This is a genomic window from Caballeronia hypogeia, assembly GCF_001544875.2.
GTDB classification, from domain to species: domain Bacteria; phylum Pseudomonadota; class Gammaproteobacteria; order Burkholderiales; family Burkholderiaceae; genus Caballeronia; species Caballeronia hypogeia.
This window is the reverse complement of the sequence record NZ_FCOA02000001.1, coordinates 459,388-482,911: the sequence shown is the minus strand read 5'-3', so window position 1 is coordinate 482,911 and position 23,524 is coordinate 459,388. Positions and strand designations below refer to the sequence as shown.

Sequence of the window (23,524 nt, the reverse complement as noted above, 5' to 3'; positions counted from 1 at the left end):
TCACCTCTTCGTTGGCCCGGTAGCTCAGTTGGTAGAGCAGCGGATTGAAAATCCGCGTGTCGATGGTTCGATTCCGTCCCAGGCCACCAGAATGCAAGAAGCCCGAGAGTTTAATCGCTCTCGGGCTTTTTCATTTCTGCCTCGCGATGTGAACGGGGCGCATGCGTTCAAGCAGTGCGCCCGTCTTGCAAGGTTACTTCGGATTCGCCGCGACGAAGTTCTTGAACGCGGTATAGGACGCCTTCTTCGTCACGCCGTCGTTCTTCAGCAGGCCGTATGCGCCTTCGCCGCCCGCCGGATCGTCGTACAGCTCGTAGGTCTGGATCGCCTGAATGTTGTACTTCGAGGCCACCGCGACGAACTCGCCCATCATCTGATTACCGACGAGATACGACGCGATCTGCTGATCCGTGCCCAACCACGGACGCACGCCGAATTCGTTGATCCAGATCGGCTTGCCCATTTGCTGGAGCACAGCCAGCACGTCGTGGCAACCGGTGCCGCCGCATGCATGCGTGATGTCGCCCTGATCCGAATACCAGTGCCACGCGGTAATGTCCCAGTTCACGGCCGGATGACCCGCCGAGCCATCGGGCTGCGTGCCGTTCGCGAGCATCTGATAGAAGCCGTAGTGCAGCCACGCGCCGCCGCCCATGATGATCTTGCCGTTCGGATCGATCGACTTCACGCCGGCGATCATGCCGCGGATCACGCCGCGCGCCATCTGAAACTTCGTGTTGTCGTACTGATCGGGATTCACGCCGTCGAGATTGCCGGCGAGCGCGTCGGCTTCAAGCTCGTTCGTCACTTCGTAGTAAGCGTATTTGTACGCCGTGGCCGTCCACACGCCGAGTTGATAGCCCGCGTTATAGGCATCGGTTTCGGTGCTGAAGTCGAGCCCCATCAGCATGACCGGATACACGGTCACGCCTCCCGCCGCCATCGTCTTCGCGATGCCCGCGAGCTTGGTCGCGCCGTACTGGCTGAACACCTCGTTGCGATACATCTTCACGCCAAGATCGTGCAACTGCGAAAGCTGCAGTGCGGGGCTGGAAATGTCGTACGCGCCGCCTTCGTTGTTGTGACCGTTTGCGCCGTAGAAGATCTTCGCGGCTTGCACGTTCTTCACGATTACGCTGACGTTCTGCACCGAGCGCGTGCCGCCCGTCGAGTCCGTGGCGGTGATCTGCCAGGTGTGCGTGCCGTTGGCTTGCGCGGTCGTGTCGACGGACATCGTGAACGCGCCGTTCGACGGCTTCACCGTCGCGACCTGCTTGCCGCTCGTCATGTCGACGACGGAAACCTTGGCCCATTTGGTGCCCGTCTTGCCGTTCACCGTCGCGGTGCCGGAGACGGTGGCGTTCGCCGTGGGCGACGTCACGCTGAACGTGGTCGTGGTGCGGCTCGCCGCATCGGCGGTCGATGCAAGATCGAACGCATCGTCGCCGCCCCCGCAAGCAACGAGCATCAGGCTGGTCGCGACTGCCGCAGCGATCAGGCTCGCCTTCGGCGCGAACGGAACGCGCGCGGCGCGCTGAGAGGTTTTGGTCTGGCTGTTCATTTTTTTGATAAGAACTACTGATCGAGATGATGTTTTGCCGTCGAAGTCGGTGCGTCGCCGGAGCGCCTCGAACGGCGACGGGTCGGAAACGGACCTGCGATCCCGCTTGACCCTGCGGGTGGGTTTGAAAATCAGGCTCGTTCGGCATGCGAATGAAGTGCTGGCCAGCCGCTTCATCGACGATCGCGGACAAACGTTTGCCCGCGCGTTCCGCCGATCCGGCGCTTTATCGCTCCCGGGAAAATATGCCGATAAACTGCTGATTTAAAACATTTTGTTACATGTATATCGGCGGAGGCGGTACGGGGTTTAGCGCGATCGGCAGATTATTTCATCTGATTTTTATATTTCGGCAATAAATACTGTTCGTGCGCGCGTAAAAAAGCCCGAGAGTGGATGGCGCTCGGGCTTCATCGGATTGGCGGTTGATCGTGCGACGAGCGCGGCGCGGCTCTATCTCGAATGCGACGCGATAAAATTCCTGACCGCGCCGAATGCGTCCTTCTGCGTTTTGCCGTCGTTTTTCAAGAGACCGTAGTTGCCTTCGCCGCCGGGCGGGTCGTCGTAGAGTTGATAGACCTGGATCGAGTGAATGTCGTAGGTCGATGCGAGCGAAACGAACTGCGCCATCATTCTGTCGCCGACCATGTAGGACGCGATCTGCTGATCGCTGCCGTAACTCGGACGCACGCCGAATTCCGTCAGCCAGATCGGTTTGCCGAATTGCTTGAGCACGGCGAGCACGTTGTAGCAACCGGTGCCGCCGCACGCATGGGTGATATCGCCCTGTTCGGAATACCAGTGCCACGCGGTGATGTCCCAGGTCACGACGGGATGGCCGCTCGAACCGTCCGGTTGCGTGCCGGATGCGAGCATCTGATCGAAGCCGTAATGCAGCCACGTTTCGCCGCCCATGATGATCTTGCCCGCCATATCCACCGACTTGATGCCCGCGATCATTCCGCGAATCACGCCCCGCGCGCGCTGGAACTTGCCGTTGTAATACTGCTGCGGAGAGACGCCGTCCACGTTTCCGATGAGTCCGCCGTCGCTCGAACCGAGTTCGTTCGACACCTCGTAATACGGATATCGACGCGACTGCGCCGTGAGCCGGCCAAGCGCGTAGCCGGCCCGGTACGCGGCGGGTTCGTCGTTGAAATCCGTGCCCATCAGCAGAACCGGATAAACGGTGATGCCGCCTGCGGCCATCGTGTCGGCGATTCCTGCGAGCTTGATCGCGGCCCCCAGGTTGTAGACTTCGTTGCGGTAGATCGTCACGCCGAGGGTTTTCAGTTGCGAGAACTGCAACGCGATGCTGGACAGGTCGTACGCGCCGCCTTCGTTGTTGTGGCCGTTCGCGCCGTAGAAGATGCTGTTCGTGGGCGTGGGCGTGGGCGTGGGCGTGGGCGTGGGCGGATCGGCCGATGCGGGCGCGCTGCTGGCAATGGGGCTGCTGGCGGTGGCGCTGCCGGTACTGGAAGCGGCTTCGGTGGCGGGGCCGACAACGGCGACATCGCTCGCGCCGGGCGCTACGGCGCTGCTCGCCGCGACGGCATTGCCCGCGCCGCCGACGCTCGCGGAAGAACCGACGGCGTCGCTTACGCTTTCGCCTCCACCTCCACCTCCACCTCCACTTCCACCTCCACCTCCACCTCCGCCACAAGCGACGCACAGAACGCTGACCGCGACCGCGATCAACTCAGCCTTCGCGCGATTGAGCAAAACATGGCGCGCGAAGGTATCGGTCGAAATCATATTTTGATCAGTGATGCGAACGAATATGGGCGCATCAGCGAGATTGGTACATTCGCTGTAACGTGGATCGGGAAAGGCGCTCCGCGAGCGCAGCCGAAATGCCGACCGTCAAAAAAACGTGATCGACCGACGTCATTGCTCCGAATTCAGCAATATTTGCCGGATTCGGCGTGAGCCAGGAAAGGCTACCGGACCTCCGGCGGTGCTGTAAATTGCCATCTGGCAATTGCCGGCAACGCGCGGCGAAACCTGCTCGAACTTCGCGCATCGAACGCCGTCATTTCCCTCGATGCGGCGCTTTTCGCGGCATTTAGTTCGTCTGGGCCAACGCGGCCGACGCATCCCCGCGACAAGCCCGCCAAACACCGCGCCGCGGCTCGGCGAACATTCGCGTCACGTGATAAAATTCGCGCCGAATTAAGGACTTGCCTCGTCCTCGGACCTGCAAGTCCTTTTCTTTTCGACGCTCCGAATCGCTCGCGCGTTGCGCCGAAATACTCACCCGACGCCAGAAACGACCGCCGCACGTTCCGCTATCGGCGGCATAAATGGCTTGCGCGTCCGGGCAAAGGTCGCCGGCCTATACTGGACTCGCGGGCAACGCCGCCCGCATCGCTCGGCGCGAAGTCCGGTCACTCCGACTGACTGTGCGGCGCGCGACGCCATCTCAATCACGGAGTACGGAGCTTTCACGGTGACTCGGATAGACGCTAAAGACAGCGCGCTTGTGCTGTTCTCCGGCGGCCAGGACTCGGCCACTTGCCTTGCATGGGCGCTCGAACGTTACAGGACGGTCGAGACACTCGGTTTCGATTACGGACAGCGGCATCGCGTGGAACTGGAATGCCGCGACGGGTTCCGCGCCGCGGTCTCGCGCGAATTTCCGCACTGGGCCGATCGCCTTGGCGAGGATCACATGATCGATCTGTCGGTGTTGGGCGCCATCAGCGACACGGCGATGACCCGGGAGATCGAAATCCAGGCAACGGCGAGCGGCTTGCCGAACACGTTCGTGCCGGGCCGCAACCTGCTGTTCATGACGATTGCCGCGGCCGTGGCGTATCGGCGCGGATTGAAGGTCTTGGTCGGCGGCATGTGCGAAACGGATTTTTCCGGATATCCGGATTGCCGCGACGACACCATGAAAGCGCTGCAAGTCGCGCTCAATCTCGGCATGGAAACGCGCTACGCGCTGGAAACGCCGCTGATGTGGCTCGACAAGGCCGACACGTGGCGTCTCGCGGAAACGCTCGGCGGCGAGGCGCTCGTCGAACTGATCCGCGTCGAAACGCATACGTGTTATGTCGGCGAGCGCGCGGAACTGCACGAGTGGGGTTTCGGCTGCGGCCAGTGCCCGGCATGCAAGCTGCGCAAGCGTGGCTATGAGGCGTATCGCGCAGGCGAGCAGGTCGATACCGCGCCGGTCTGATTATTTATTCGAGGTTCACAGGGCAGTCATGACGTACGCGGTAAAGGAAATTTTCTACACGTTGCAGGGCGAAGGCGCCAATGCCGGGCGTCCGGCCGTGTTCTGCCGCTTCGCGGGCTGCAATCTCTGGTCGGGGCGCGAGGAAGATCGCGCCGACGCCGTCTGCCAGTTTTGCGACACCGATTTCGTCGGCACCGACGGCGAGAACGGCGGCAAGTACAAGACGCCGGCGGAACTCGTCGCGAAGATCGCGTCGCTGTGGCCGGAAGGCGCTGCGCACAAGTTCGTCGTTTGCACCGGCGGCGAGCCGATGCTGCAGATCGACCAGCCGTTCGTCGATGCGCTGCACGAAGCGGGCTTCGAAATGGCCATTGAAACGAACGGATCGCTGCCGGTGCTGGAAAGCATCGACTGGATCTGCGTGAGTCCAAAAGCGGACGCGCCGCTCGTCGTGACGAAGGGCAACGAGTTGAAGGTCGTGGTGCCCCAGGACAACCAGCGCCTGGCCGACTACGAGAAGCTCGACTTCCAATACTTTCTCGTTCAGCCGATGGACGGCCCCTCGCGCGACATCAACACCAAGCTGGCGATCGACTGGTGCAAGCGCCATCCGAAGTGGCGCCTGTCGATGCAGACGCACAAATACCTGAACATTCCCTAAACGGTCAGCCGACGTGCAGACGATTACCCGAAAACTCGAATTCGATGCGGGCCACCGCATTCCCGACCACCGCAGCCAGTGCCGCAATCTGCATGGCCATCGCTACGTGCTCGAAATTTCGCTGCAAGGCGATCTGGTCGACGTCGAAGGCGCGCCCGACCGCGGCATGGTGATGGACTTCGCCGACGTGAAGGCGCTGGCCATGGAGCATCTCGTCAACAAGTGGGACCACGCGTTCATCGTTTATGAAGGCGATGTCAAAGTCCGCGAATTCCTGCAAACGCTGTCGGATCACAAGACCGTCGTGCTGGACCGGATTCCGACCGTCGAGAATCTGGCGGCGGTCGCCTTCGATATTCTCGCCAACGTCTACGACGCGCATTACGGCGTCAATCTGAAGCTCAAGCGCGTGCGTCTTTACGAAACGCCGAACTGCTGGGCCGACGTCGAGCGCACCTGATTCCGGAAGGGTGGAGCGCCTGGAGCACGCCGGGCGCGCGCACCTTTGTCACGGTATGATCGTCCGATGAGTCGCCCATTCCCCGGGCCGACGCGACACGGAGCGCACGCATGCCGTCACTTCTTCCGTCGTTTTCATCGCCACGGCCGCGCGCCGTGATCCTTCGAAGCGAAGGAGCCGCGCGATGAGCACGTTCACCAATCCCATCAAGCAGCGCCTTTCCGAGACCGGCACCTTGTTCGGCCTGTGGCTGTCGCTCGGCAGCGCCGATGCCGCCGAAGCGCTCGCGCACGCGGGCTTCGACTGGCTCTGCATCGATATGGAACACTCGCCGAACGATAGCGCCGACGTCGTCGCGCAACTGCGCGCGATCGCGGCCGCACATCTGCCGAGCGAGCCGATCGTGCGTGTGCCGACCAGCGAAGGCTGGCTGGTCAAGCGCGCGCTCGACGCCGGCGCGCGCACGCTGATGTTCCCGAACGTGCAATCGGCGGAAGAGGCCGCGCGCGCCGTGCGGCTCACGCAATATCCGACCGAGGCGGACTTACACGGCCTGCGCGGCGTCGCGGGCGCGGTACGCGCCGCGGCATACGGCATGCGTCGCGATTACGTGGCGAGCGCGAACGCGCAGATCGCGACGATCGTGCAGATCGAATCGGTGGCGGCGCTCGAAGCGGTCGACGAGATCGCCGCGACGCCGGGCGTCGATTGCCTGTTCATCGGTCCGGCGGATCTCGCAGCGAGTCTCGGCCATCTCGGCGATGGCAAGCATCCCGACGTGCAGGCGGCGATCGACAAGATCGTCGCTGCAGCGAACCGCGCCGGTATCGCGAGCGGGATCTTCGCGCTCGACGCCGCGAGCGCCAGGCAGTATGCGCAGGCGGGCATCAAGCTCGTCGCGATCGGCGCGGACGTGATGTGGCTGTTGAAGGCGACGCGCGCAGCTTTGCAGGAGGCGAGATCATGAAAACGGCATGGGCGCTGGTGGCCGCCGCGCTGAGTTTGTCGCTTTCGAGCGGCGCGGCGCTTGCCGACAGCGCACCGAAGCCAACCGACCTCGCGACGCAGAACGCCGTCGCCGATTACAACGCGGGCAATTTCACCGCGGCGCGCTCGGAGTTTCGTCGCGCGGCGCAGAAGGGCAGCCGTCTCGCGGAATTCAACTACGCGATGATGCTGCTCAACGGCGAAGGCGGTCCGGCCGATGTGCCCGAAGGCAAGAAATGGCTGCGCCGCGCCGCCGACGCCAACATGACCCACGCGCAATACGTCTACGGCAAGATGTACGACGACGGGCAGTTCGTCGAGCGCGACCCGACGGAGGCACATCGCTGGTTCTTGCGCGCGGCGAATCAGGGGCATGTGCAGGCGGAACTGGCGCTCGCCAACCAGTTTCTCGACGGACGCGGCACCGCGCGCGACAACACGCAGGCGTTCGCGTGGTACAAGAAGGCGGCCGAGGGCGGCGACATGACGGCGCAATACGTCGCCGGTTCGTTTTACGAGCGCGGCGGCGACGGCGTCGAGCGCAATCTGAACGTCGCGCGCGCCTACTATGCGGCGGCGGCGGCGCAGGGCGACCCGGCGGCCAAGCTCAAATATCTGCAACTGAGCGCCGAACTGGAGCAGAAAAAGCCTCAGTGACGTCGTGCGTCGGAAACAAAAAAGCCGTGGATTTCACAGGGAATCCACGGCTTTTTGCGTTTGCAAGGGCGATCAGCTTTGCATCAATCGCTTCTGTCGCGCGACGCTCATGATCAGCCCGACCGCGACGCCGAGCGTCGTCAGCGCGGTGCCGCCATAACTCATGAAGGGCAGCGGCACGCCGACGACCGGCAGAATCCCGCTCACCATGCCGATATTGACGAACGCATAAGTAAAGAACGCAAGCGTGAGCGATCCGGCCAGTAATCGCCCGAAGAAGGTCGCGCCGTTCGCCGCAATGAAAAGGCCGCGCGCGATCAGCGCCATATAGAGAAAGAGCAGCACCAGTCCGCCGGCAAGGCCGAACTCCTCGGAAAACACCGCGAAGATGAAGTCGGTGTGCTTTTCAGGGATGAATTCGAGGTGCGCCTGCGTGCCCTTCAGCCAGCCCTTGCCGAGCGTTCCGCCAGAGCCGATCGCGATCACCGCCTGAATCGTGTGGAAGCCCTTGCCGAGCGGATCGGAAGTCGGATCGAGCAGCGTGCAGATACGGTGCTTCTGATAGTCGTGCATCATCGGCCAGACGACTTCCGGCTGACAGATCTTGTCCTGGAACGTCGCGATGCCCGCCACCGCGATGACCGCCGCGATCAACACGGGCACGATCAGCTTGAAGCTCAGTCCCGCGAAGTAGATGACGAACATGCCCGCCGCGAACACGAGCACGGACGTGCCCAGATCCGGCTGCTTCGCGATGAGGCCCACCGGCAGCATCAGAATCAGAAAGCCGACGATGTAATCCCACCAGCGAATGTTGCTTTCGCGCTTCTGGTAGTACCACGCGAGCATCAACGGCATCGCGATCTTCATGATTTCCGACGGCTGGATCACCACGCCGACATTGAGCCAGCGCTTCGCGCCCTTGCGCGTCAGGCCGAATGCCGCGACCGCGATCAGCAGCGCGACGCCGACGGTGTACAACGGCACCGCGAAGCGCATCAGCGTTTGTGGCGGAATATTGGCGAGCACCCACATCAGGCCGAAGGTCAGCATGATGTTGCGCAACTGATCCTCGACGCGCCCGGGCACGTCGAGGCTTGCGCTGTACAGCGTCACGATGCCGACGCTCAGCAGCAGGAACACGATGAGCGCGAGCGGCTTGTCGAAGCCCGCGAACATGCGCTTGGCACGATCGATCACCTCGCGCTTGTCGAATTGCATGTGCAGTTGCATGGCGGTTTCCTTTATTCGTCGATGCCGCCGGACGGCGCGAGCACGCGCACGCCGTCGTTTCCGTTGCCGCGCACCATGGTGGGCGTCGGCTCGGTCGGGCGCTTCTTCGGCTCGGGCGCGCGGCCGGGCGTCGAAGCGGGCAGCGCCGCTGCAGGCGTCGGGGGCGCGGCCGAACCAGCGCGCGGCTTTTGCGCTTTCGCCGCCGATGCAGAAATCGCCGGCGCGGACGCCGCTCGGGCGACACTGGGATTCGACGCCGCCTGAGGCGAAAACGCCGGCGACGAATTCGCCACCGAGGCGGGCAGCGCGATTGCGGCGGGCGATTGTGTGCCGCCGATCATCGGCAGGCCGGAATCTTCCGTCGCGGATGCGGCGGCGGCGACCGCCGCAGCTTCCGCGCCCGGCTTCAGGCGATCGACCAGATAATAGTCGAGCACCTTGCGCGCGATCGGGCCGGCTGATTCCGCGCCCCAGCCGCCGTTTTCGACGATCAGCGCGAGCGCGATCTTCGGATTCTCCGCCGGCGCGAACGCGATGAACAACGCGTGGTCGCGCAGACGCTCGGAGGTTGCGCCGTGACCCCGGTAGTTCGAGCCTTGCAGCGAATACACCTGCGCCGTGCCCGTCTTGCCCGCCGCGAGATATGGCGCGCCCGCGAAGACCTTGGCCGCCGTGCCGTTCGTCACGACGCCTTCCATCGCGTGCTTGATGAAGTCGATGTCTTTCTGCGCGACCGGTATCTTGTTGCTCGGGTCGCGCACGACCGCGCGCATGTCCTTGGTGATCGGATTCTCGATATTGCGCACGAGGTGCGGCTTCATCACGACCCCGTTGTTCGCGAGCGTCGCGGTGGCATGCGCGAGTTGCAGGATCGTGAACGAGTTGTAGCCCTGGCCGATGCCGAGGGAAATCGTTTCGCCTTCGTACCAGCGTTGCTGCTCGGGCTTGCGATACGCCTTGCGCTTCCATTCCGTCGACGGAAGAATGCCGCGCGCCTCGCCCGCGATATCGATGCCGGTGATCTGGCCGAAGCCCCACGGCTTCATGAAGCCGGCCATGGCGTTCACGCCGAGATCGTGCGCGAGCATGTAGAAGTACGTGTCGTTCGACACGACGATCGCGCGGTTCATGTCGACCCAGCCCTGTCCGGAACGCACGTCGTTGCGGAACGTGTGGCCGCCGAAGGTATAGGAGCCCGGATCCTGGAAACCCCAGCCCGGCGTGCGCTTGTGCAGCGTCAGCGCGGCGAGCGCCATGAACGGCTTGTAGGTCGAGCCCGGCGGATACGTGCCGTGCAGCGGACGATTCAGCAGCGGATGATCCGGCGAGTTGTTGAGCGCGTCCCAGGTTTGCTGATCGATGCCGTCGACGAAGGAATTCGGATCGAAACTTGGCGCTGAGACGAACGCCAGCACGTCGCCAGTGGAAGGCTCGATCGCGACCAGCGCGCCGCGCTTGCCCGCGAAAGCCTGTTCGGCGACCTGCTGCAACCCTATATCCAGCGACAACTGGAGATTGTTGCCCGGCGTCGCCTGAGTGCGCGACATCGTACGCACCGGACGGCCGCCCGCCGTGACTTCGACTTCCTCGAAACCGGTCAGGCCATGCAGCTCGGTTTCATAACTCTGCTCGACGCCGATCTTGCCGACGTAATCCGTGCCCTTGTAGTTGTTGGCATCGAGACGCGGATCGTAGTGATCCGAGCTTTCGTCGTTGGCGTCGCTGGCGTCGTCGATGCGCTCCTGATCGCGCTGCGAAATCCGCCCGATATAGCCGATCACGTGCGCGGCGGTCATGCCGAGCGGATATTGGCGGAACAGGCGCGCGCGCACTTCAACTCCGGGAAAGCGGAAACGCTGCGCGGTGAATTTCGCGACTTCCTCGTCGGTCAGGCGCGTGCGGATCGGCAGGCTTTCGAAATTCTTCGAATCTTCGAGTAGTTTCTTGAAACGGCGGCGGTCGCGCTGGTCGATCGGAATGACCTGCGAGAGCTCGTCGATGGTTTCGTCGAGCGTGCCGTTGATCTTGGAACGCGTGATTTCGAGCGTGTAGGCGGAATAGTTTTTCGCCAGCACGACGCCGTTACGGTCGGTGATGATGCCCCGGTTCGGCACGATCGGCGCGACGGAAATGCGGTTTTCGTTCGCCTGCAACGAGTATTTGCTGAAGTGCCAGACCTGCAGATACAGGAAACGCAACCCGATCAGCCCGAAGCAGACGAACACGAACAGTCCCGCCGCCGCGACGCGCAGGCGGAACTTCGACAACTGTTGTTCGGTGTTCTTTATTTCGGTCATGCAGCTTTCGCGGGTTTCTCGCGATCCTCCGCGATTTCAAGTGTAGTCCGCGCGCGGCGGTTCATTCGGCGCGCCCGATGGCGCGCGGCCTCAGATCGGACGCGTATCGTCCGGGTCGGCGGCGCGGCGCTGTGGCATCAGCAGCAAAAAGCTGGCGATCGGCCACAGGAGCGCTTCCACGAACCCGTTGATCAGATAGCTCCAGCCGGGAAAGGCGGCGCCCGTCATCAGTCGGATGATGAACGGCACGAGGTGCGCGCCCACCAGGAGCGGTGCGACGACGAACATCTGCACGGGCAGCGCCATCCACAGCACGCGACGGTGAATCGTGATCGCGCCGTAGGACAGCAGCGTGTACGCGAGCGCGTGCTCGCCCAGCAGATTCGCATTGTGCACGTCCATCAGAATGCCGAGCATGAACGCGATACCCATGCCGACCTTGCGCGGTTGATGGACATTCCAGAACAGCAGCACGAGAGCGACGAAATCCGGCACGCCGATGAGCCGTCCCCACGGCATCAGGTTCAGCAAGAACGCGGCCGCGAGGCTGAACGTGATGAAGTACGGATTGACCGGCTGCAGGATGTATTGCGGACGGTTCATCGCGCGGCTCCCGAGGATGCGGGCTTGGAACTATGCGCCTTCTTCGATGGCTTCGCCGCCGCCCCCGATGCCGCTTTCGGCGCGGCTGCCCTGGGCGCGGACGCTTGCGCGGCAGGCGCTGCCGCCGCAGGGGGCGCGGAGCCCGCAGCCGGCGCGGACGCACCCGCGACTGCCGATGCACCGCTTGCACCCGCGGCCGCCTTGGCCGCCGGCTTCTTCTTGCCCTTGTTTTCCTTCGCTTCCTTCGCGGCCGCGGCCGCTTCGACTTCGATCGGATTCGGCGGCTCGTTCAGGTTGTAGTGCAGCACGAGCAACTGACGCGCGCCGCGCACCGCCGCGATGGGCACGCAGACCACGCGCGCGAACGCCGTGTCCGCCTGCTTGTCCACGCGTAGGACCTTCGCCACCGGCAATCCCGGCGGATAGATGCCGTCCAGGCCGCTGGTCACGAGCTCGTCGCCGGCCTGGACATCGGCGCTGATCGGCACGAAACGCAGGTCGAGCGTGTCGCCCTTCGGCGTGCCGTAGATCACGCTGCGCAAGCCGGTGCGCATGATTTGCACGGGCACGGCCTGGTCCTTGTCGGTGAGCAGCGTGACTTCGGACTGCAGCGGGAACACGCGCGTGACCTGGCCGATTACGCCATCCTCAGTGACGACCGGCGCGCCATCCTGGATGTTCTGTTGCGAACCCTTGCCGATCACGACTTTCTGCGTGAACGGATCGCGCGTGTCGTACTGGATTTCGGCGGGCGTTTCGTCGGTGGTCGCGCGCGATTGGAGATTCAGAAGCGCGCGCAGATGCGCGTTCTCGATGGCCAGTTGCGCCGCGTCGCCGGCCTTCACTGAGAGTTCAAGATTCTTGTCGGCGAGTTTCTTGTTTTCGCTGCGCAGCGTGGCGCTGGTCACGGCGAGATCCGCTGCGCCCATGAAGATGTCGCGCGGCACGAGCGCGGCGCGCTGCAACGGATAAAGTCCCGCGCCGAGCATGCCGCGCACGATTTCGAGCGTGCTGAAGCGCGCGTCCGACACGAGCAGCGCGATGGCGAGCACCACGAAGAAGATCAGACGCGCGAGCGCCGACGGGCCTTGCTTGAAAAGTGGCGGCGGACTGTATTCCATGGTCAGCGCCGAGGGCGTGAGCGGGTGGATCGATGCTGCAGGTATCTCGCCGGTGGCGAAACCTGCCCTACGCTGTTTCGACAACGGCCCGGACGGGTGCCGGGCCGCGCGCGCGTCGCGTTACGCGAGTGCGGCGAGTGCCGCGCGTGCGTTCAGTCGCTGCGGGGAAAACGGTCGCGCCGAAAGGAAGGGCGGACGGTTCCACGCGTGAGATCACTCGTACGAGAAGATGCTGCCGAGCTTGTCCATGCGCTCGAGCGCCATGCCCGAGCCACGCACCACGCAGGTCAGCGGATCTTCGGCGACGAGCACCGGCAGGCCGGTTTCTTCCGCGAGCAGGCGGTCGAGGTCGCGCAGGAGCGCGCCGCCGCCCGTCAGCATCATGCCGCGCTCGGCGATGTCCGCGCCGAGTTCCGGCGGCGTCTGTTCCAGCGCGATCTTCACCGAAGACACGATCTGGTTCAGCGGGTCCGTGAGCGCTTCGAGAATTTCGTTGCTCGAAATGGTGAAGCTGCGCGGAATGCCTTCGGACAGGTTGCGGCCCTTGACTTCCATTTCCTTCACTTCGGAACCCGGGAACGCCGAACCGATTTCCTTCTTGATGGCTTCGGCCGTCTGTTCGCCGATCAGCATCCCGTAGTTGCGGCGGATGTAGTTGACGATCGCTTCGTCGAACTTGTCGCCGCCCACGCGCACCGAGCCTTTGTACACGATACCGCCCAGCGAGATGACGCCGACTTCCGTCGTGCCGCCGCCGATGTCGACGACCATGGAGCCCGTTGCTTCCGACACCGGCAGGCCCGCGCCGATTGCCGCGGCCATGGGTTCTTCGATCAGATAGACCTGCGAGGCGCCCGCGCCGTGTGCCGCTTCCTTGATGGCGCGGCGCTCGACCTGCGTGGAACCGCACGGCACGCAGATGATGATGCGCGGCGACGGCGAGAACATGCGCGATTCGTGAGCGGTCTTGATGAACTGCTTGATCATCTGCTCGGTGACGGTGAAGTCGGCGATCACGCCGTCCTTCATAGGCCGGATGGCCTCGATGTTGCCCGGCACTTTGCCGAGCATCTGCTTGGCTTCCTTGCCGACTGCCTGAATGGTCTTCTTGCCGTTGGGGCCGCCTTCCTGGCGGATCGAAACGACCGACGGTTCGTCGAGGACGATACCCTTGCCGCGCATGTAAATCAGCGTATTGGCAGTGCCGAGGTCAATCGCCAGGTCGTTGGAGAAATAGCTGCGCAAAAAACCGAACATTCAAAAATCCTGTCTCGCTGAGTGGCCGTTCGTCGCCATGAGCGCCGGGGACGGCAGCGGAAAAAATAACGGATTGCCCGGGCGGCGAACGCTCGCCGTAATGTGCATATCCGGGAAGAAATCTACCGCAGAATGGCCTGCCTTACGCAAACGTTTCTCGCAATTCATTGATTCAGGGAGAAAGCCGCTGTGAGGCCGAACCAGAGGTGAGTCGAACGTGTAATGATACCTTATAATTTGTGGGTATCTATAGGAAAAGGATGGCAGTTTTTGCCATCGCCAGACCTGCTTCCGAGGGCTCCTTTCAAGTTCGTAACTTGCTGTTGCAGCGAAAGTTTTCGAATCTGGGGCTGTCCACGCTTTCTCCGGTGATTCCATGTCTTTGACCCTGACCGACGTAAAACGCATCGCGCATCTCGCGCGGCTCGAATTGCCCGACCACGAAGCCGAGCCCACGCTCGCACGACTCAACGATTTCTTCGGTCTCGTCGAGCAGATGCAGGCCGTCGATACGACCGGCATCGAACCGCTCGCGCACCCGATCGAGCAGATCGAGGAAGTCGCGCTGCGTCTGCGTGACGACGCTGTCTCAGAGCGCGTCGAGCGCGAAGAGTTCCAGCGCTCCGCACCCGCCGTGCAGGACGGGCTGTATCTCGTGCCGAAAGTCATCGAGTAAGCATCAAACATTCAGCGTCAGCGCGTGATTCAGACCGCGCTCATCAGGGAACTGCAATGCATCAAAAAAGCTTGACCGAATTGCGCGCCGCGCTCGACTCGAAGGAGATTTCCGCGGTCGAACTGGCGCAGTCGTATCTGCAACGCATCGAGGCCGCGAAGGATCTGAACGCGTTCATCGGCGTCGACGCCGCGCTCACGCTCGAACAGGCGAAAGCGGCCGACGCGCTCATCGCGCAGGGCAATGCCGGCGCGCTGACCGGTCTGCCGGTCGCGCACAAGGACGTGTTCGTCACGCGCGGCTGGACGTCCACCGCCGGCTCGCACATGCTCGAAAATTACGCGAGCCCGTTCGATGCGACCGTCGTCGATCGTCTGAAGCACGCCGGCATGGTCACGCTCGGCAAGACGAACATGGACGAGTTCGCGATGGGCTCGTCCAACGAGAATTCGTATTTCGGCGCCGTGAAAAATCCGTGGGACGTGAAGGCGGTTCCGGGCGGTTCGTCGGGTGGATCGGCCGCGGCCGTGGCCGCGCGTCTCGCGCCCGCCGCGACCGGCACCGACACCGGCGGCTCGATCCGCCAGCCCGCGTCGTTCACCGGCATCACGGGGATCAAACCGACGTATGGCCGCGTTTCGCGTTATGGAATGATCGCGTTCGCTTCGTCGCTGGATCAGGGCGGCCCGATGGCGCAAACCGCGCAAGACTGCGCGCTGCTCCTCAACGCAATGGGCGGTTTCGACGAGCGCGACTCCACCAGCCTGCAACGCGAAAGCGAAGACTACACGCGTTATCTCGGCCAAGCGTGGAACGGCAGCGATGACACGAGCAAGCCGCTGAAGGGTCTGCGCATCGGCATGCCGAAGGAGTATTTCGGCGCCGGTCTGGCGGACGACGTGCGGGCGTCCATCGACGCCGCGTTGAAGCAATACGAGGCGCTCGGCGCCACGCTCGTCGAAGTCACGCTGCCGAAGACCGAGCTTTCGATTCCCGTGTACTACATCATCGCGCCGGCCGAGGCATCGTCCAATCTGTCGCGCTTCGATGGCGTGCGCTACGGGCATCGCGCGGCGCAGTACAAGGACCTGCTCGACATGTACAAGAAGTCGCGCGCGGAAGGCTTCGGTCCCGAAGTGAAGCGGCGCATTCTCGTCGGCACGTACGTGCTTTCGCACGGCTATTACGACGCGTACTACCTGCAGGCGCAGAAGATTCGCCGCATCATCGCGCGCGATTTTCAGGAAGCGTTCAAGCAGTGCGACGTCATCATGGGACCGGTGGCGCCTTCGGTCGCGTGGAATCTCGGCGAGAAGGCCGACGATCCCGTGCAGATGTATCTCGCCGATATCTACACGCTTTCCGTGAGCCTCGCGGGCCTGCCCGGCATGAGCGTGCCGTGCGGCTTCGGCGCGGGGGCGAATGCGAATCGACCGGTCGGTCTGCAGATCATCGGCAACTATTTCAACGAAGCCCGGATGCTCCAGGTCGCCGACGCCTATCAGCGCGCGACCGACTGGCACCGCAAGGCACCATCGGCATCGGGAGTGTGAACATGCAGTGGGAAGTCGTCATCGGTCTGGAAACGCACGCGCAGCTTTCCACCGTCTCCAAGATTTTCTCGGGCGCGCCCACGCAATTCGGCGCGAGCCCGAACTCGCAGGCGAGCCCCGTCGATCTCGCGCTGCCCGGCGTGTTGCCCGTGATGAACCGTGGCGCCGTCGAGCGCGCGATCCGCTTCGGTCTTTCGATCGGCGCGCACATTGCGCCGCGCAGCATCTTCGCGCGCAAGAACTACTTCTATCCGGATCTTCCGAAGGGCTATCAGATCAGCCAGTACGAGATTCCGGTCGTGCAGGGCGGTCAGATCACGATTCAGGTTCCGGCCAACGAAAAGGCTGGCAAGGAAGCGTATTCGAAGACCGTCAACCTGACGCGCGCGCATCTCGAAGAAGACGCGGGCAAGTCGCTGCACGAAGACTTCGCGGGCATGACGGGCATCGACCTGAATCGCGCGGGCACGCCGCTGCTCGAGATCGTCACCGAGCCCGAAATGCGCAGCGCGGCGGAAGCGGTCGCTTATGCGAAGGCGCTTCATGGCCTCGTCGTGTGGCTCGGCATCTGCGACGGCAACATGCAGGAAGGCTCGTTCCGCTGTGACGCGAACGTGTCGGTGCGGCCGGTCGGCCAGAAGGAATTCGGCACGCGCGCCGAGATCAAGAACCTGAACTCGTTCCGCTTCCTGGAAGAGGCGATCCAGTACGAAGTGCGCCGTCAGATCGAGCTGATCGAAGACGGCGGCACCGTGGTGCAGGAAACGCGTCTCTACGATCCCGACAAGCGCGAAACGCGCTCGATGCGCAGCAAGGAAGACGCGCACGATTACCGCTATTTCCCGGACCCGGACCTGATGCCGCTCGTGATCGACGCCCCGTGGGTCGAGCGCGTGAAGGGCGAGATGCCCGAGCTGCCGGCGGACATCCAGAAGCGCATCGTCGACACGTACGGTCTGACGCCGTATGACGCGGGCGTGCTGACCTCATCGAAGGCGATGGCGGCGTATTTCGAGGCGCTCGTGCAGAAGGCCGGCGAATCCCAGGCGAAGATCGCCGCGAACTGGATGATGGGCGATGTCTCCGCGCAACTGAACCGCGAATCGCTCGATATCGGCGAATCGCCGGTGTCGGCGGCGCAACTCGCGCTGATCATTCAACGCATTGCCGACGGCACCATCTCCAACAAGATCGCGAAGGACATCTTCCAGACGATCTGGGACGAGAAAGCGACGGACGAAGCGGCCGCGGATCGCATCATCGAGGCGAAGGGCCTGAAGCAGATCTCGGACACCGGCGCGCTGGAGGCGATCATCGACGAGGTGCTCGCGGCGAACCAGAAGTCGGTCGAGGAATTCCGCGCGGGCAAGGAGAAGGCCTTCAACGCGCTGATCGGCCAGGCGATGAAGGCGACCAAGGGCAAGGCGAATCCGCAGCAGGTCAATGAATTGCTGAAAAAGAAATTGTCCTGATTCACACGGTCAGGAACTGACTTACGGGCTGTTGCCGGTTGAGCCTGGCAGCAGCCCGTTTTCATTGAAAGCGGGGAAAAACATACATGGCAAAGAAACCCGAACTCGACGACTTTCGCGTTCCTTTCTTAAATGGCGACAAAAAGCTCAAACCGTTCGATCTGACTTCGGTCGATCCGGCCGCTAAACCGTTCTCGAGCGGCGCGAAGGACGCCGACCGCGCGCGGCTCGCGGCGATCGGCGCGCAGCTCGACGACCTGCAGGAGAAGCTGCACGCGCAGCGTCGCCGGCGCGTGTTGCTGGTGCTGCAAGGCATGGACACGAGCGGCAAGGACGGCACCGTGCGCGCCGTGTTTCACGATGTCGATCCGCTCGGCCTGCGCATCGTGCCGTTTCGCGCGCCGTCGGAACGCGAGGCCGCGCACGACTTCCTGTGGCGCGTGCACGCGCAGGCGCCGATGGCCGGCGAATTCGCGATCTTCAACCGCAGCCATTACGAAGACGTGCTCGTGCCGCGCGTGCTCAAATCGATCGATGCAGACGAATGCGAGCGGCGTTATCGGCATATCCGCAATTTCGAGTCGCTGCTGGCGGATTCCGGCACGACCATCGTCAAATGCTTCCTGCATATTTCGAAGGCGGAGCAGCGCGAGCGTCTTCAGGCGCGTATCGACGATCCGACCAAGCACTGGAAGTTCGACGTCTCCGACCTCGACGCGCGCAAGCTCTGGGACGACTACCAGGCCGCCTACGCCGACGCGCTCGGCGCGACCTCGACGGAGTACGCGCCGTGGTACATCATTCCGGGCGATTCGAAGACGCATCGCAACGTGATGGTCGCCGAACTGCTGCTGCGCACGCTGCAGAACATGAAGCTCGAATTCCCGCCGGCGAAGGAATCGCTGAAGGGCGTGAAGGTCGAGTAAGACGAACTCAAGAAAAAGGAAGCGTATGTTTCGCGTGATTACCGCCAATCTGAACGGCATCCGTTCGGCCGCCAAGAAGGGATTCTTCGACTGGTTCGGCGAGCAGAAATCGGACGTCGTGTGCGTGCAGGAAATCAAGTGTTCGCAGGACGATCTCACGCCCGAGTTCCTCGCGCCGCACGGTTTTCAGGGCTATTTCCAGCACGCGGTGAAGAAGGGTTACAGCGGCGCGGGGCTGTATACGCGTCACGAGCCGGATGACGTGATCATCGGCTTCGGCTCGGAAGAGTTCGATCCCGAAGGGCGCTACGTGGAAGCGCGCTTCGGCAAGCTCTCGGTCGTCTCGGTGTATGTGCCTTCGGGTTCGAGCGGCGACGAGCGCCAGCAGGCGAAGTATCGCTTTATGGACGAGTTCATGCCGCATCTCGCGGAGTTGTCGAAAGAGCGCGAAGTGATTCTGTGCGGCGACGTGAACATCGTGCACAAGGAAATCGATATCAAGAACTGGAAGAGCAACCAGAAGAATTCGGGCTGCCTGCCCGAAGAGCGCGCGTGGCTCACGAAGCTCTTCGACGACGTCGGTTATGTCGATGTGTTCCGCACCATCGATCAGCGCGCCGAGCAGTACACGTGGTGGAGCAATCGCGGTCAGGCGTATGCGAAGAACGTCGGGTGGCGCATCGACTATCAGATCGCGACGCAGGAAATCGCCGCGACCGCGAAGAAGACGTCGATTTTCAAGGACATCAAGTTCAGCGATCACGCGCCGCTGACGATTGATTACGACTGGAAGCTCGGCAAGAAAAAATGAGCCTCAACGGCCGGACTTCTTGAACCGCCCCATCCCCGCATAATTCGGCAACTGGTCGATGCTCTTGCCCACCGCCTTCGCATACAGCGGCATCATGTCCGGCATGCGCTTGAGCAGGTCTTGCCGCCGATCCGGCCCGTACGGATGCAGCCAGATGAAACCGTCGTCGGCGCGGCGCGTGGTCGAGTCGATCTTGTTCCACAGCGTGACGGCCGCGCGCGGATCGTAGCCCGCGCGCGAGGCGATTTCGCTGCCGATCACATCGGCTTCGGTTTCGTCGGCGGGGGAATAGCGCATCGCGAGCAGTTCATCGCCAACATCCGGCTGCTGCGACGAATAGTTCGAGAAGCCGAAAAGCTGGGGCATGCCGTTCGAGGAAAGCTGCGCCGCCTGCTGCCGGCCGAGGCGCTCGCGCGCATGCTCGCGCAGCGCGTGGGCGATCTCGTGGCCGATCAGCATGCCGAGCTCGTTGTCGTTCAGACGAAGCTTGTCGATCAGCCCGCTGTACACCACGATCTTCCCGCCCGGCAGGCACACCATGCGCGTGTCCGGCGACTTGATGACGTTGATCTCCCACTTCCAGTTCTTCGCGCGATCGTTCCATTTGAGCGCGAACGGAATCTCGTGATTCGCGATCTCGCGCACGCGTTTGACCGTCGCGTCGCTGTCCGGAAGGAGCGTCTTGTTGCGTTCGGCGTCGTGGATGAGCTGCGCGTATTCCTGCGCCGACTGCGCTTCGAGCGTCGCGGGCGGAATCAGGTTGCGGAACAGCGCGGTATTGCCGAAGCGGATCTGGTTGTTCGGTGCGGAGTAGGGCGGCGGCGCCTTCTGTTCGTCCTGGGCCTGCGCGGACAAAGGCGCGATCGACGCCCATGCCAGTGCGCAAACCAAGGCGCGAAGCTTGAAAGAAAGCGTCATCGTTGAGTTCTCCAGGGCGCGATTTTCGGCAACAGTAACATGCCCGGTATCGACAGCGCGACGCAGATCAGGAAGTACGGAAACCATCCCGTTTCAGAGACGATATAGCCGCTGCCCGCCGCCGCTAACGTGCGCGGCACGGCAGCCAGGCTCGTGAAGAGCGCGAATTGCGTCGCGGTGTAGCGCGGGTCCGTGGTGCTCGCGATGTATGCGGTGAAGGTGGCGAGCGTGAGTCCTGTCGCGAAGGTTTCGAAGCCGTACAGCACGCCGAGCGCGAGCGGCGAAGGTCCGATCTTCGCGAGCCATGCAAAGCCGAGCGTCGCGATGATCTGCAGAAAACCGAAGATCCACAGCCCGCGCGCAATGCCGATCTTCACCAGCGCGATGCCGCCCAGCAAGCCGCCCGCGATGCTCGCCCAGAACGCGACCGCCTTCGCGATCACGCCGATCTGCGCGAGCGAGAATCCGACGTCGATGAAAAATTTTGTCGCGAGCGCGGTCGCCATCGTGTCGCCGAGCTTGTACAGGAAGATGAAGCCGAGCACGAGCAGCGCCGCGCGCCAGCCGTCGCGTGTGACGAACTCGTGAAACGGCTCGACGATCGCCTCGCGCAGACTCTTGGGCGGCGCGCCGTGAAGCTCGGGCTCCTTGACGACGAGCGTCATGATGAGACCCGGCAGCATGAACGCGGCGGTGATCAGAAACACGGTCTTCCACGGCAGGAAGCTCGCGAGAATCAGCGATAGCGAGCCGGGCACGAGTCCCGCAACCTTGTACGCATTCACGTGCACCGCGTTGCCGAGACCTTGTTCGGTATCGGCGAGCAACTCGCGCCTGTAAGCATCGATGACGATATCCTGGCTCGCGCTAAAGAACGCGACGAGGGCGGCCACCGCCGCGACGGCCCACAGGTTCTGTTCAGGCGAGAAGAACCCGAACGATCCGATGGCCACCATCACGAGCACTTGCGTGGCGAACATCCAGCCGCGCCGCCGTCCCGGACTCCAGCCGGGAAAGCGCGGAATGTAGCGGTCCATCAGCGGCGACCAGACGAACTTCCAGGTGTAGGGAAGTCCGATCAGCGCGAACAGGCCGATGTCCTTGACGTTGACATGCGCGGTCGTGAGCCACGCCTGCAACAGGCTATAAAGCGTGAAGAGCGGCAATCCCGACGTGAAGCCGAGAAAAACGCAAATGAGGATGCGCTTGTTGAGAAACGCGCGCCATCCGGGATGATCTTCGTGTGCAGTTAGAGCGGGCGCCTCGTGTGGCGTATCGGGCATGTCGTATAACGGGGAGTTGTCGATGCGTGAGCGCACCGGCAATCGTTACCGGCGCTTCACGCGATAGACCGCAAGACTACCACGCCAGTTCTCGCCCCAACGGATGGCCTGCCCGTCGTGCAGAACCACGCGATCCAGAATCTCGATGCCCACTTCCGGCGCGAGCGCCTCGAAATCCTTGATGGTCAGCACGCGCACGTTCGGCGTGTTGTGCCATTGATAAGGCAGCGATTTCGACACCGGCATGCGCCCCTGAATCACCGACAGCCGATGCTGCCAGTAACCGAAATTCGGAAACGACACGATGCATTGGCGTCCGACGCGCACCGTCTCGCGCAGGATCGCCGCGGTCTGGTGAATCGTCTGCAGGGTCTGCGAGAGGATCGCGAAGTCGAAGCTGTCGTCTTCGAAAAGCCGCAGTCCGTCTTCGAGATTCTGCTGGATCACGTTCACGCCTTTCTGGGCGCACGCGAGCACGCCGGCGTCGTTGATCTCGATGCCGTAGCCCGCCACTTCGAGCTCTTCGCCCAGAAGCGAGAGCAGCGAACCGTCGCCGCAGCCGAGATCGAGCACAGTCGAGCGCGGTTCGACCCAGCGGGCGATTGCGCGAAAGTCCGAGCGCAGCGCGAGGGAATCGAGTGTGTGCTGGTTCATGCGCCGATCTCCGTGGCAATGCGTTCGTAGTAGGCGCGCATCAGGTTGTGATAACGCGCGTCGTCGAGCAGGAAGGCGTCGTGGCCGTGCGGCGCGTCGATCTCCGCGTAGCTCACGGTGCGCTTGTTGTCGAGCAGCGCCTTCGCGATCTCGCGCGAGCGCGCCGGTGCGAAACGCCAGTCGGTCGTGAAACTCGTGATCAGATATTTCGCCGATGTATTGGCGAGCGCCTTCGTGAGATCGCCATCGAACGCCTTCGCGGGATCGAAATAATCGAGCGCGCGCGTGATCAGCAGATACGTGTTCGCGTCGAAGTATTCGGCGAACTTGTCCGCCTGATAGCGCAGATACGACTCCACTTCGAATTCGACGTCGAAGCTGAAGTTGTACGCATCGAGCGCGCCTTCGGCACGGCGCAGCGCGCGGCCGAACTTCACGGCCATGTCGTCGTCCGACAGATACGTGATGTGGCCGATCATGCGCGCGACGCGCAGGCCGCGCCGCGGCTTCACGCCGTGCGCGTAGTAGTCGCCGCCGTGGAAGTCGGGATCGGAGAGGATCGCGGAGCGCGCCGTTTCGTTGAACGCGATGTTCTGCGCCGAGAGCTTGGGCGTGGACGCCACCACGATGCAATGCGCGAGCCGCTCCGGATACATCATGCTCCACGCGAGCGCCTGCATGCCGCCGAGGCTCCCGCCCATCACGGCGGCGAAGCGCTCTATGCCGAAGCGGTCCGCGAGCCGCGCCTGCGCGTTCACCCAGTCTTCCACCGTGACGACGGGAAAGCTCGCGCCATACGGTTTGCCGGTCGCGCGGTCGATGCTCATCGGTCCCGTCGAGCCGAAGCACGAGCCGAGATTGTTCACGCCGATGACGAAGAAGCGATTGGTGTCGAGCGGTTTGCCGGGGCCGACCATGTTGTCCCACCAGCCGACGTTCTTCGGGTTATCGGCGTGGATGCCCGCGACGTGGTGCGAGGCGTTGAGCGCGTGACACACGAGCACGGCGTTCGAGCGCGCGGCGTTGAGCTCGCCGTAGGTCTCGACGACGAGTTCGTATTCGCCGAGCGACGAACCGTTCTGCATCGCGAGCGGCTCGGTGAAGCGCAGTGTTTGGGGAGTGACGATGCCGATCGATTCCATTCATTCCGCCTTTGAGCAAGCGGCTAAACGGTGTCGGCGATGCGCTGCCAGAAGGGACTGAGCGCGGC

The 23,524-nt window shown here is 63.0% G+C and carries 22 protein-coding genes and 1 tRNA gene; 12 read left to right on the top strand and 11 right to left on the bottom strand.

The features are described 5' to 3' along the window. Positions 1–13 precede the first annotated feature (13 nt). Positions 14–89, top strand: a tRNA-Phe gene (locus tag AWB79_RS02235). A 104-nt stretch (positions 90–193) separates the two neighbouring features. Here the strand turns inward: AWB79_RS02235 and AWB79_RS02230 are convergent. Then, positions 194–1,561 carry a hypothetical protein gene (locus AWB79_RS02230; RefSeq protein ID WP_061165713.1) on the bottom strand — a complete coding sequence of 456 codons (1,368 nt, stop codon included), beginning with the start codon at positions 1,559–1,561 and terminating at the stop codon, positions 194–196. On the opposite strand from AWB79_RS02230, the gene AWB79_RS02225 reads away from it, so the two are divergent. Next, entirely contained in the window at positions 1,545–1,829 is a 285-nt protein-coding gene (locus AWB79_RS02225; protein WP_157695677.1) for a hypothetical protein, read from the top strand. The genes AWB79_RS02230 and AWB79_RS02225 overlap by 17 nt on opposite strands. Positions 1,830–2,014: 185 nt before the next feature. Here AWB79_RS02225 and AWB79_RS02220 read toward each other — a convergent pair whose 3' ends face one another. After that, positions 2,015–3,316: a glycosyl hydrolase gene (locus AWB79_RS02220; RefSeq protein ID WP_157695676.1), complete on the bottom strand. Its 1,302-nt coding sequence runs from the start codon at positions 3,314–3,316 to the stop codon at positions 2,015–2,017. 694 nt (positions 3,317–4,010) lie between these two features. Between AWB79_RS02220 and queC the strand changes: the two genes are divergently transcribed. The 5 genes from queC to AWB79_RS02195 all read left to right on the top strand — a co-directional run bounded on the left by queC (position 4,011) and on the right by AWB79_RS02195 (position 7,510). Further along, positions 4,011–4,745, top strand: a complete 735-nt coding sequence (gene queC, locus AWB79_RS02215; RefSeq protein ID WP_061165711.1) for a 7-cyano-7-deazaguanine synthase QueC — start codon at positions 4,011–4,013, stop codon at positions 4,743–4,745. 28 nt (positions 4,746–4,773) lie between these two features. After that, positions 4,774–5,406 (top strand): 7-carboxy-7-deazaguanine synthase, encoded by a 633-nt coding sequence (gene queE, locus AWB79_RS02210; protein WP_061165710.1) that lies wholly within the window; start codon positions 4,774–4,776, stop codon positions 5,404–5,406. 13 nt (positions 5,407–5,419) lie between these two features. Beyond that, the gene (gene queD / locus AWB79_RS02205; protein WP_061165709.1) at positions 5,420–5,866 is read left to right on the top strand and encodes a 6-carboxytetrahydropterin synthase QueD; all 447 of its coding nucleotides are present in this window, start codon (positions 5,420–5,422) and stop codon (positions 5,864–5,866) included. 184 nt (positions 5,867–6,050) lie between these two features. After that, positions 6,051–6,833: an HpcH/HpaI aldolase family protein gene (locus AWB79_RS02200; RefSeq protein ID WP_061165708.1), complete on the top strand. Its 783-nt coding sequence runs from the start codon at positions 6,051–6,053 to the stop codon at positions 6,831–6,833. Then, positions 6,830–7,510, top strand: a complete 681-nt coding sequence (locus AWB79_RS02195; protein ID WP_061165707.1) for a tetratricopeptide repeat protein — start codon at positions 6,830–6,832, stop codon at positions 7,508–7,510. Before AWB79_RS02200 ends, AWB79_RS02195 begins: the two co-directional genes overlap by 4 nt. Before the next feature lie 72 nt (positions 7,511–7,582). Here the strand turns inward: AWB79_RS02195 and rodA are convergent, their stop codons facing one another. From rodA to AWB79_RS02170, 5 genes are all read right to left on the bottom strand, one after another. Next, a complete protein-coding gene (gene rodA, locus AWB79_RS02190; RefSeq protein WP_061165946.1) occupies positions 7,583–8,731 on the bottom strand; it encodes a rod shape-determining protein RodA in 1,149 nt (382 codons plus the stop codon). 23 nt (positions 8,732–8,754) lie between these two features. Beyond that, positions 8,755–11,040 (bottom strand): penicillin-binding protein 2, encoded by a 2,286-nt coding sequence (mrdA, locus tag AWB79_RS02185; RefSeq protein ID WP_061165706.1) that lies wholly within the window; start codon positions 11,038–11,040, stop codon positions 8,755–8,757. 90 nt (positions 11,041–11,130) lie between these two features. Beyond that, positions 11,131–11,643 carry a rod shape-determining protein MreD gene (gene mreD, locus AWB79_RS02180; protein ID WP_061165705.1) on the bottom strand — a complete coding sequence of 171 codons (513 nt, stop codon included), beginning with the start codon at positions 11,641–11,643 and terminating at the stop codon, positions 11,131–11,133. After that, positions 11,640–12,764, bottom strand: coding sequence for a rod shape-determining protein MreC (gene mreC / locus AWB79_RS02175; RefSeq protein ID WP_061165704.1), 1,125 nt, complete (start codon positions 12,762–12,764; stop codon positions 11,640–11,642). The genes mreD and mreC overlap by 4 nt, the downstream gene beginning before the upstream one ends. A gap of 213 nt (positions 12,765–12,977) precedes the next feature. Beyond that, entirely contained in the window at positions 12,978–14,021 is a 1,044-nt protein-coding gene (locus AWB79_RS02170) for a rod shape-determining protein (RefSeq protein WP_004189550.1), read from the bottom strand. A gap of 376 nt (positions 14,022–14,397) precedes the next feature. Here AWB79_RS02170 and gatC point away from each other — a divergent pair, with 376 nt between their 5' ends. From gatC to AWB79_RS02145, 5 genes are all read left to right on the top strand, one after another. Beyond that, the gene (gatC, locus tag AWB79_RS02165) at positions 14,398–14,697 is read left to right on the top strand and encodes an Asp-tRNA(Asn)/Glu-tRNA(Gln) amidotransferase subunit GatC (protein ID WP_035509719.1); all 300 of its coding nucleotides are present in this window, start codon (positions 14,398–14,400) and stop codon (positions 14,695–14,697) included. 56 nt (positions 14,698–14,753) lie between these two features. Continuing rightward, positions 14,754–16,250 carry an Asp-tRNA(Asn)/Glu-tRNA(Gln) amidotransferase subunit GatA gene (gatA, locus tag AWB79_RS02160; protein WP_061165703.1) on the top strand — a complete coding sequence of 499 codons (1,497 nt, stop codon included), beginning with the start codon at positions 14,754–14,756 and terminating at the stop codon, positions 16,248–16,250. Between the two features lie 2 nt (positions 16,251–16,252). Beyond that, on the top strand, positions 16,253–17,722 hold the full coding sequence (gene gatB / locus AWB79_RS02155) for an Asp-tRNA(Asn)/Glu-tRNA(Gln) amidotransferase subunit GatB (protein WP_061165702.1): 1,470 nt from the start codon (positions 16,253–16,255) through the stop codon (positions 17,720–17,722). A gap of 86 nt (positions 17,723–17,808) precedes the next feature. After that, complete coding sequence (locus tag AWB79_RS02150; protein ID WP_061165701.1) at positions 17,809–18,648, top strand: polyphosphate kinase 2 family protein; 840 nt, start codon at positions 17,809–17,811, stop codon at positions 18,646–18,648. Between the two features lie 25 nt (positions 18,649–18,673). After that, entirely contained in the window at positions 18,674–19,459 is a 786-nt protein-coding gene (locus tag AWB79_RS02145) for an exodeoxyribonuclease III (protein WP_061165700.1), read from the top strand. 3 nt (positions 19,460–19,462) lie between these two features. Here the strand turns inward: AWB79_RS02145 and AWB79_RS02140 are convergent, their stop codons facing one another. Genes AWB79_RS02140 through metX form a run of 4 tightly spaced genes read right to left on the bottom strand, consistent with a single transcriptional unit; the run spans position 19,463 to position 23,456 of the window. Beyond that, positions 19,463–20,377: a M48 family metallopeptidase gene (locus AWB79_RS02140; protein ID WP_061165699.1), complete on the bottom strand. Its 915-nt coding sequence runs from the start codon at positions 20,375–20,377 to the stop codon at positions 19,463–19,465. Continuing rightward, positions 20,374–21,660 carry an AmpG family muropeptide MFS transporter gene (locus AWB79_RS02135; RefSeq protein ID WP_061165698.1) on the bottom strand — a complete coding sequence of 429 codons (1,287 nt, stop codon included), beginning with the start codon at positions 21,658–21,660 and terminating at the stop codon, positions 20,374–20,376. The genes AWB79_RS02140 and AWB79_RS02135 overlap by 4 nt, the downstream gene beginning before the upstream one ends. 45 nt (positions 21,661–21,705) lie before the next feature. Beyond that, on the bottom strand, positions 21,706–22,314 hold the full coding sequence (metW, locus tag AWB79_RS02130; protein ID WP_061165697.1) for a methionine biosynthesis protein MetW: 609 nt from the start codon (positions 22,312–22,314) through the stop codon (positions 21,706–21,708). Then, the gene (metX, locus tag AWB79_RS02125; protein WP_061165696.1) at positions 22,311–23,456 is read right to left on the bottom strand and encodes a homoserine O-succinyltransferase MetX; all 1,146 of its coding nucleotides are present in this window, start codon (positions 23,454–23,456) and stop codon (positions 22,311–22,313) included. The genes metW and metX overlap by 4 nt, the downstream gene beginning before the upstream one ends. Between the last annotated feature and the right edge of the window lie 68 nt (positions 23,457–23,524).

Excerpts from the sequence above, each read along its gene's own strand:
- metX (WP_061165696.1), bottom strand. The coding sequence starts at position 23,456 with ATGGAATCGATCGGCATCGTCACTCCCCAAACACTGCGCTTCACCGAG.
- AWB79_RS02230 (WP_061165713.1), bottom strand. The coding sequence starts at position 1,561 with ATGAACAGCCAGACCAAAACCTCTCAGCGCGCCGCGCGCGTTCCGTTC.
- AWB79_RS02145 (WP_061165700.1), top strand. The coding sequence starts at position 18,674 with ATGTTTCGCGTGATTACCGCCAATCTGAACGGCATCCGTTCGGCCGCC.
- AWB79_RS02140 (WP_061165699.1), bottom strand. The coding sequence starts at position 20,377 with ATGACGCTTTCTTTCAAGCTTCGCGCCTTGGTTTGCGCACTGGCATGG.
- metW (WP_061165697.1), bottom strand. The coding sequence starts at position 22,314 with ATGAACCAGCACACACTCGATTCCCTCGCGCTGCGCTCGGACTTTCGC.
- AWB79_RS02135 (WP_061165698.1), bottom strand. The coding sequence starts at position 21,660 with ATGCCCGATACGCCACACGAGGCGCCCGCTCTAACTGCACACGAAGAT.
- gatC (WP_035509719.1), top strand. The coding sequence starts at position 14,398 with ATGTCTTTGACCCTGACCGACGTAAAACGCATCGCGCATCTCGCGCGG.
- AWB79_RS02195 (WP_061165707.1), top strand. The coding sequence starts at position 6,830 with ATGAAAACGGCATGGGCGCTGGTGGCCGCCGCGCTGAGTTTGTCGCTT.
- mrdA (WP_061165706.1), bottom strand. The coding sequence starts at position 11,040 with ATGACCGAAATAAAGAACACCGAACAACAGTTGTCGAAGTTCCGCCTG.
- AWB79_RS02170 (WP_004189550.1), bottom strand. The coding sequence starts at position 14,021 with ATGTTCGGTTTTTTGCGCAGCTATTTCTCCAACGACCTGGCGATTGAC.
- AWB79_RS02200 (WP_061165708.1), top strand. The coding sequence starts at position 6,051 with ATGAGCACGTTCACCAATCCCATCAAGCAGCGCCTTTCCGAGACCGGC.
- mreD (WP_061165705.1), bottom strand. The coding sequence starts at position 11,643 with ATGAACCGTCCGCAATACATCCTGCAGCCGGTCAATCCGTACTTCATC.
- AWB79_RS02220 (WP_157695676.1), bottom strand. The coding sequence starts at position 3,316 with ATGATTTCGACCGATACCTTCGCGCGCCATGTTTTGCTCAATCGCGCG.
- AWB79_RS02150 (WP_061165701.1), top strand. The coding sequence starts at position 17,809 with ATGGCAAAGAAACCCGAACTCGACGACTTTCGCGTTCCTTTCTTAAAT.
- rodA (WP_061165946.1), bottom strand. The coding sequence starts at position 8,731 with ATGCAATTCGACAAGCGCGAGGTGATCGATCGTGCCAAGCGCATGTTC.
- gatB (WP_061165702.1), top strand. The coding sequence starts at position 16,253 with ATGCAGTGGGAAGTCGTCATCGGTCTGGAAACGCACGCGCAGCTTTCC.
- gatA (WP_061165703.1), top strand. The coding sequence starts at position 14,754 with ATGCATCAAAAAAGCTTGACCGAATTGCGCGCCGCGCTCGACTCGAAG.
- mreC (WP_061165704.1), bottom strand. The coding sequence starts at position 12,764 with ATGGAATACAGTCCGCCGCCACTTTTCAAGCAAGGCCCGTCGGCGCTC.
- queE (WP_061165710.1), top strand. The coding sequence starts at position 4,774 with ATGACGTACGCGGTAAAGGAAATTTTCTACACGTTGCAGGGCGAAGGC.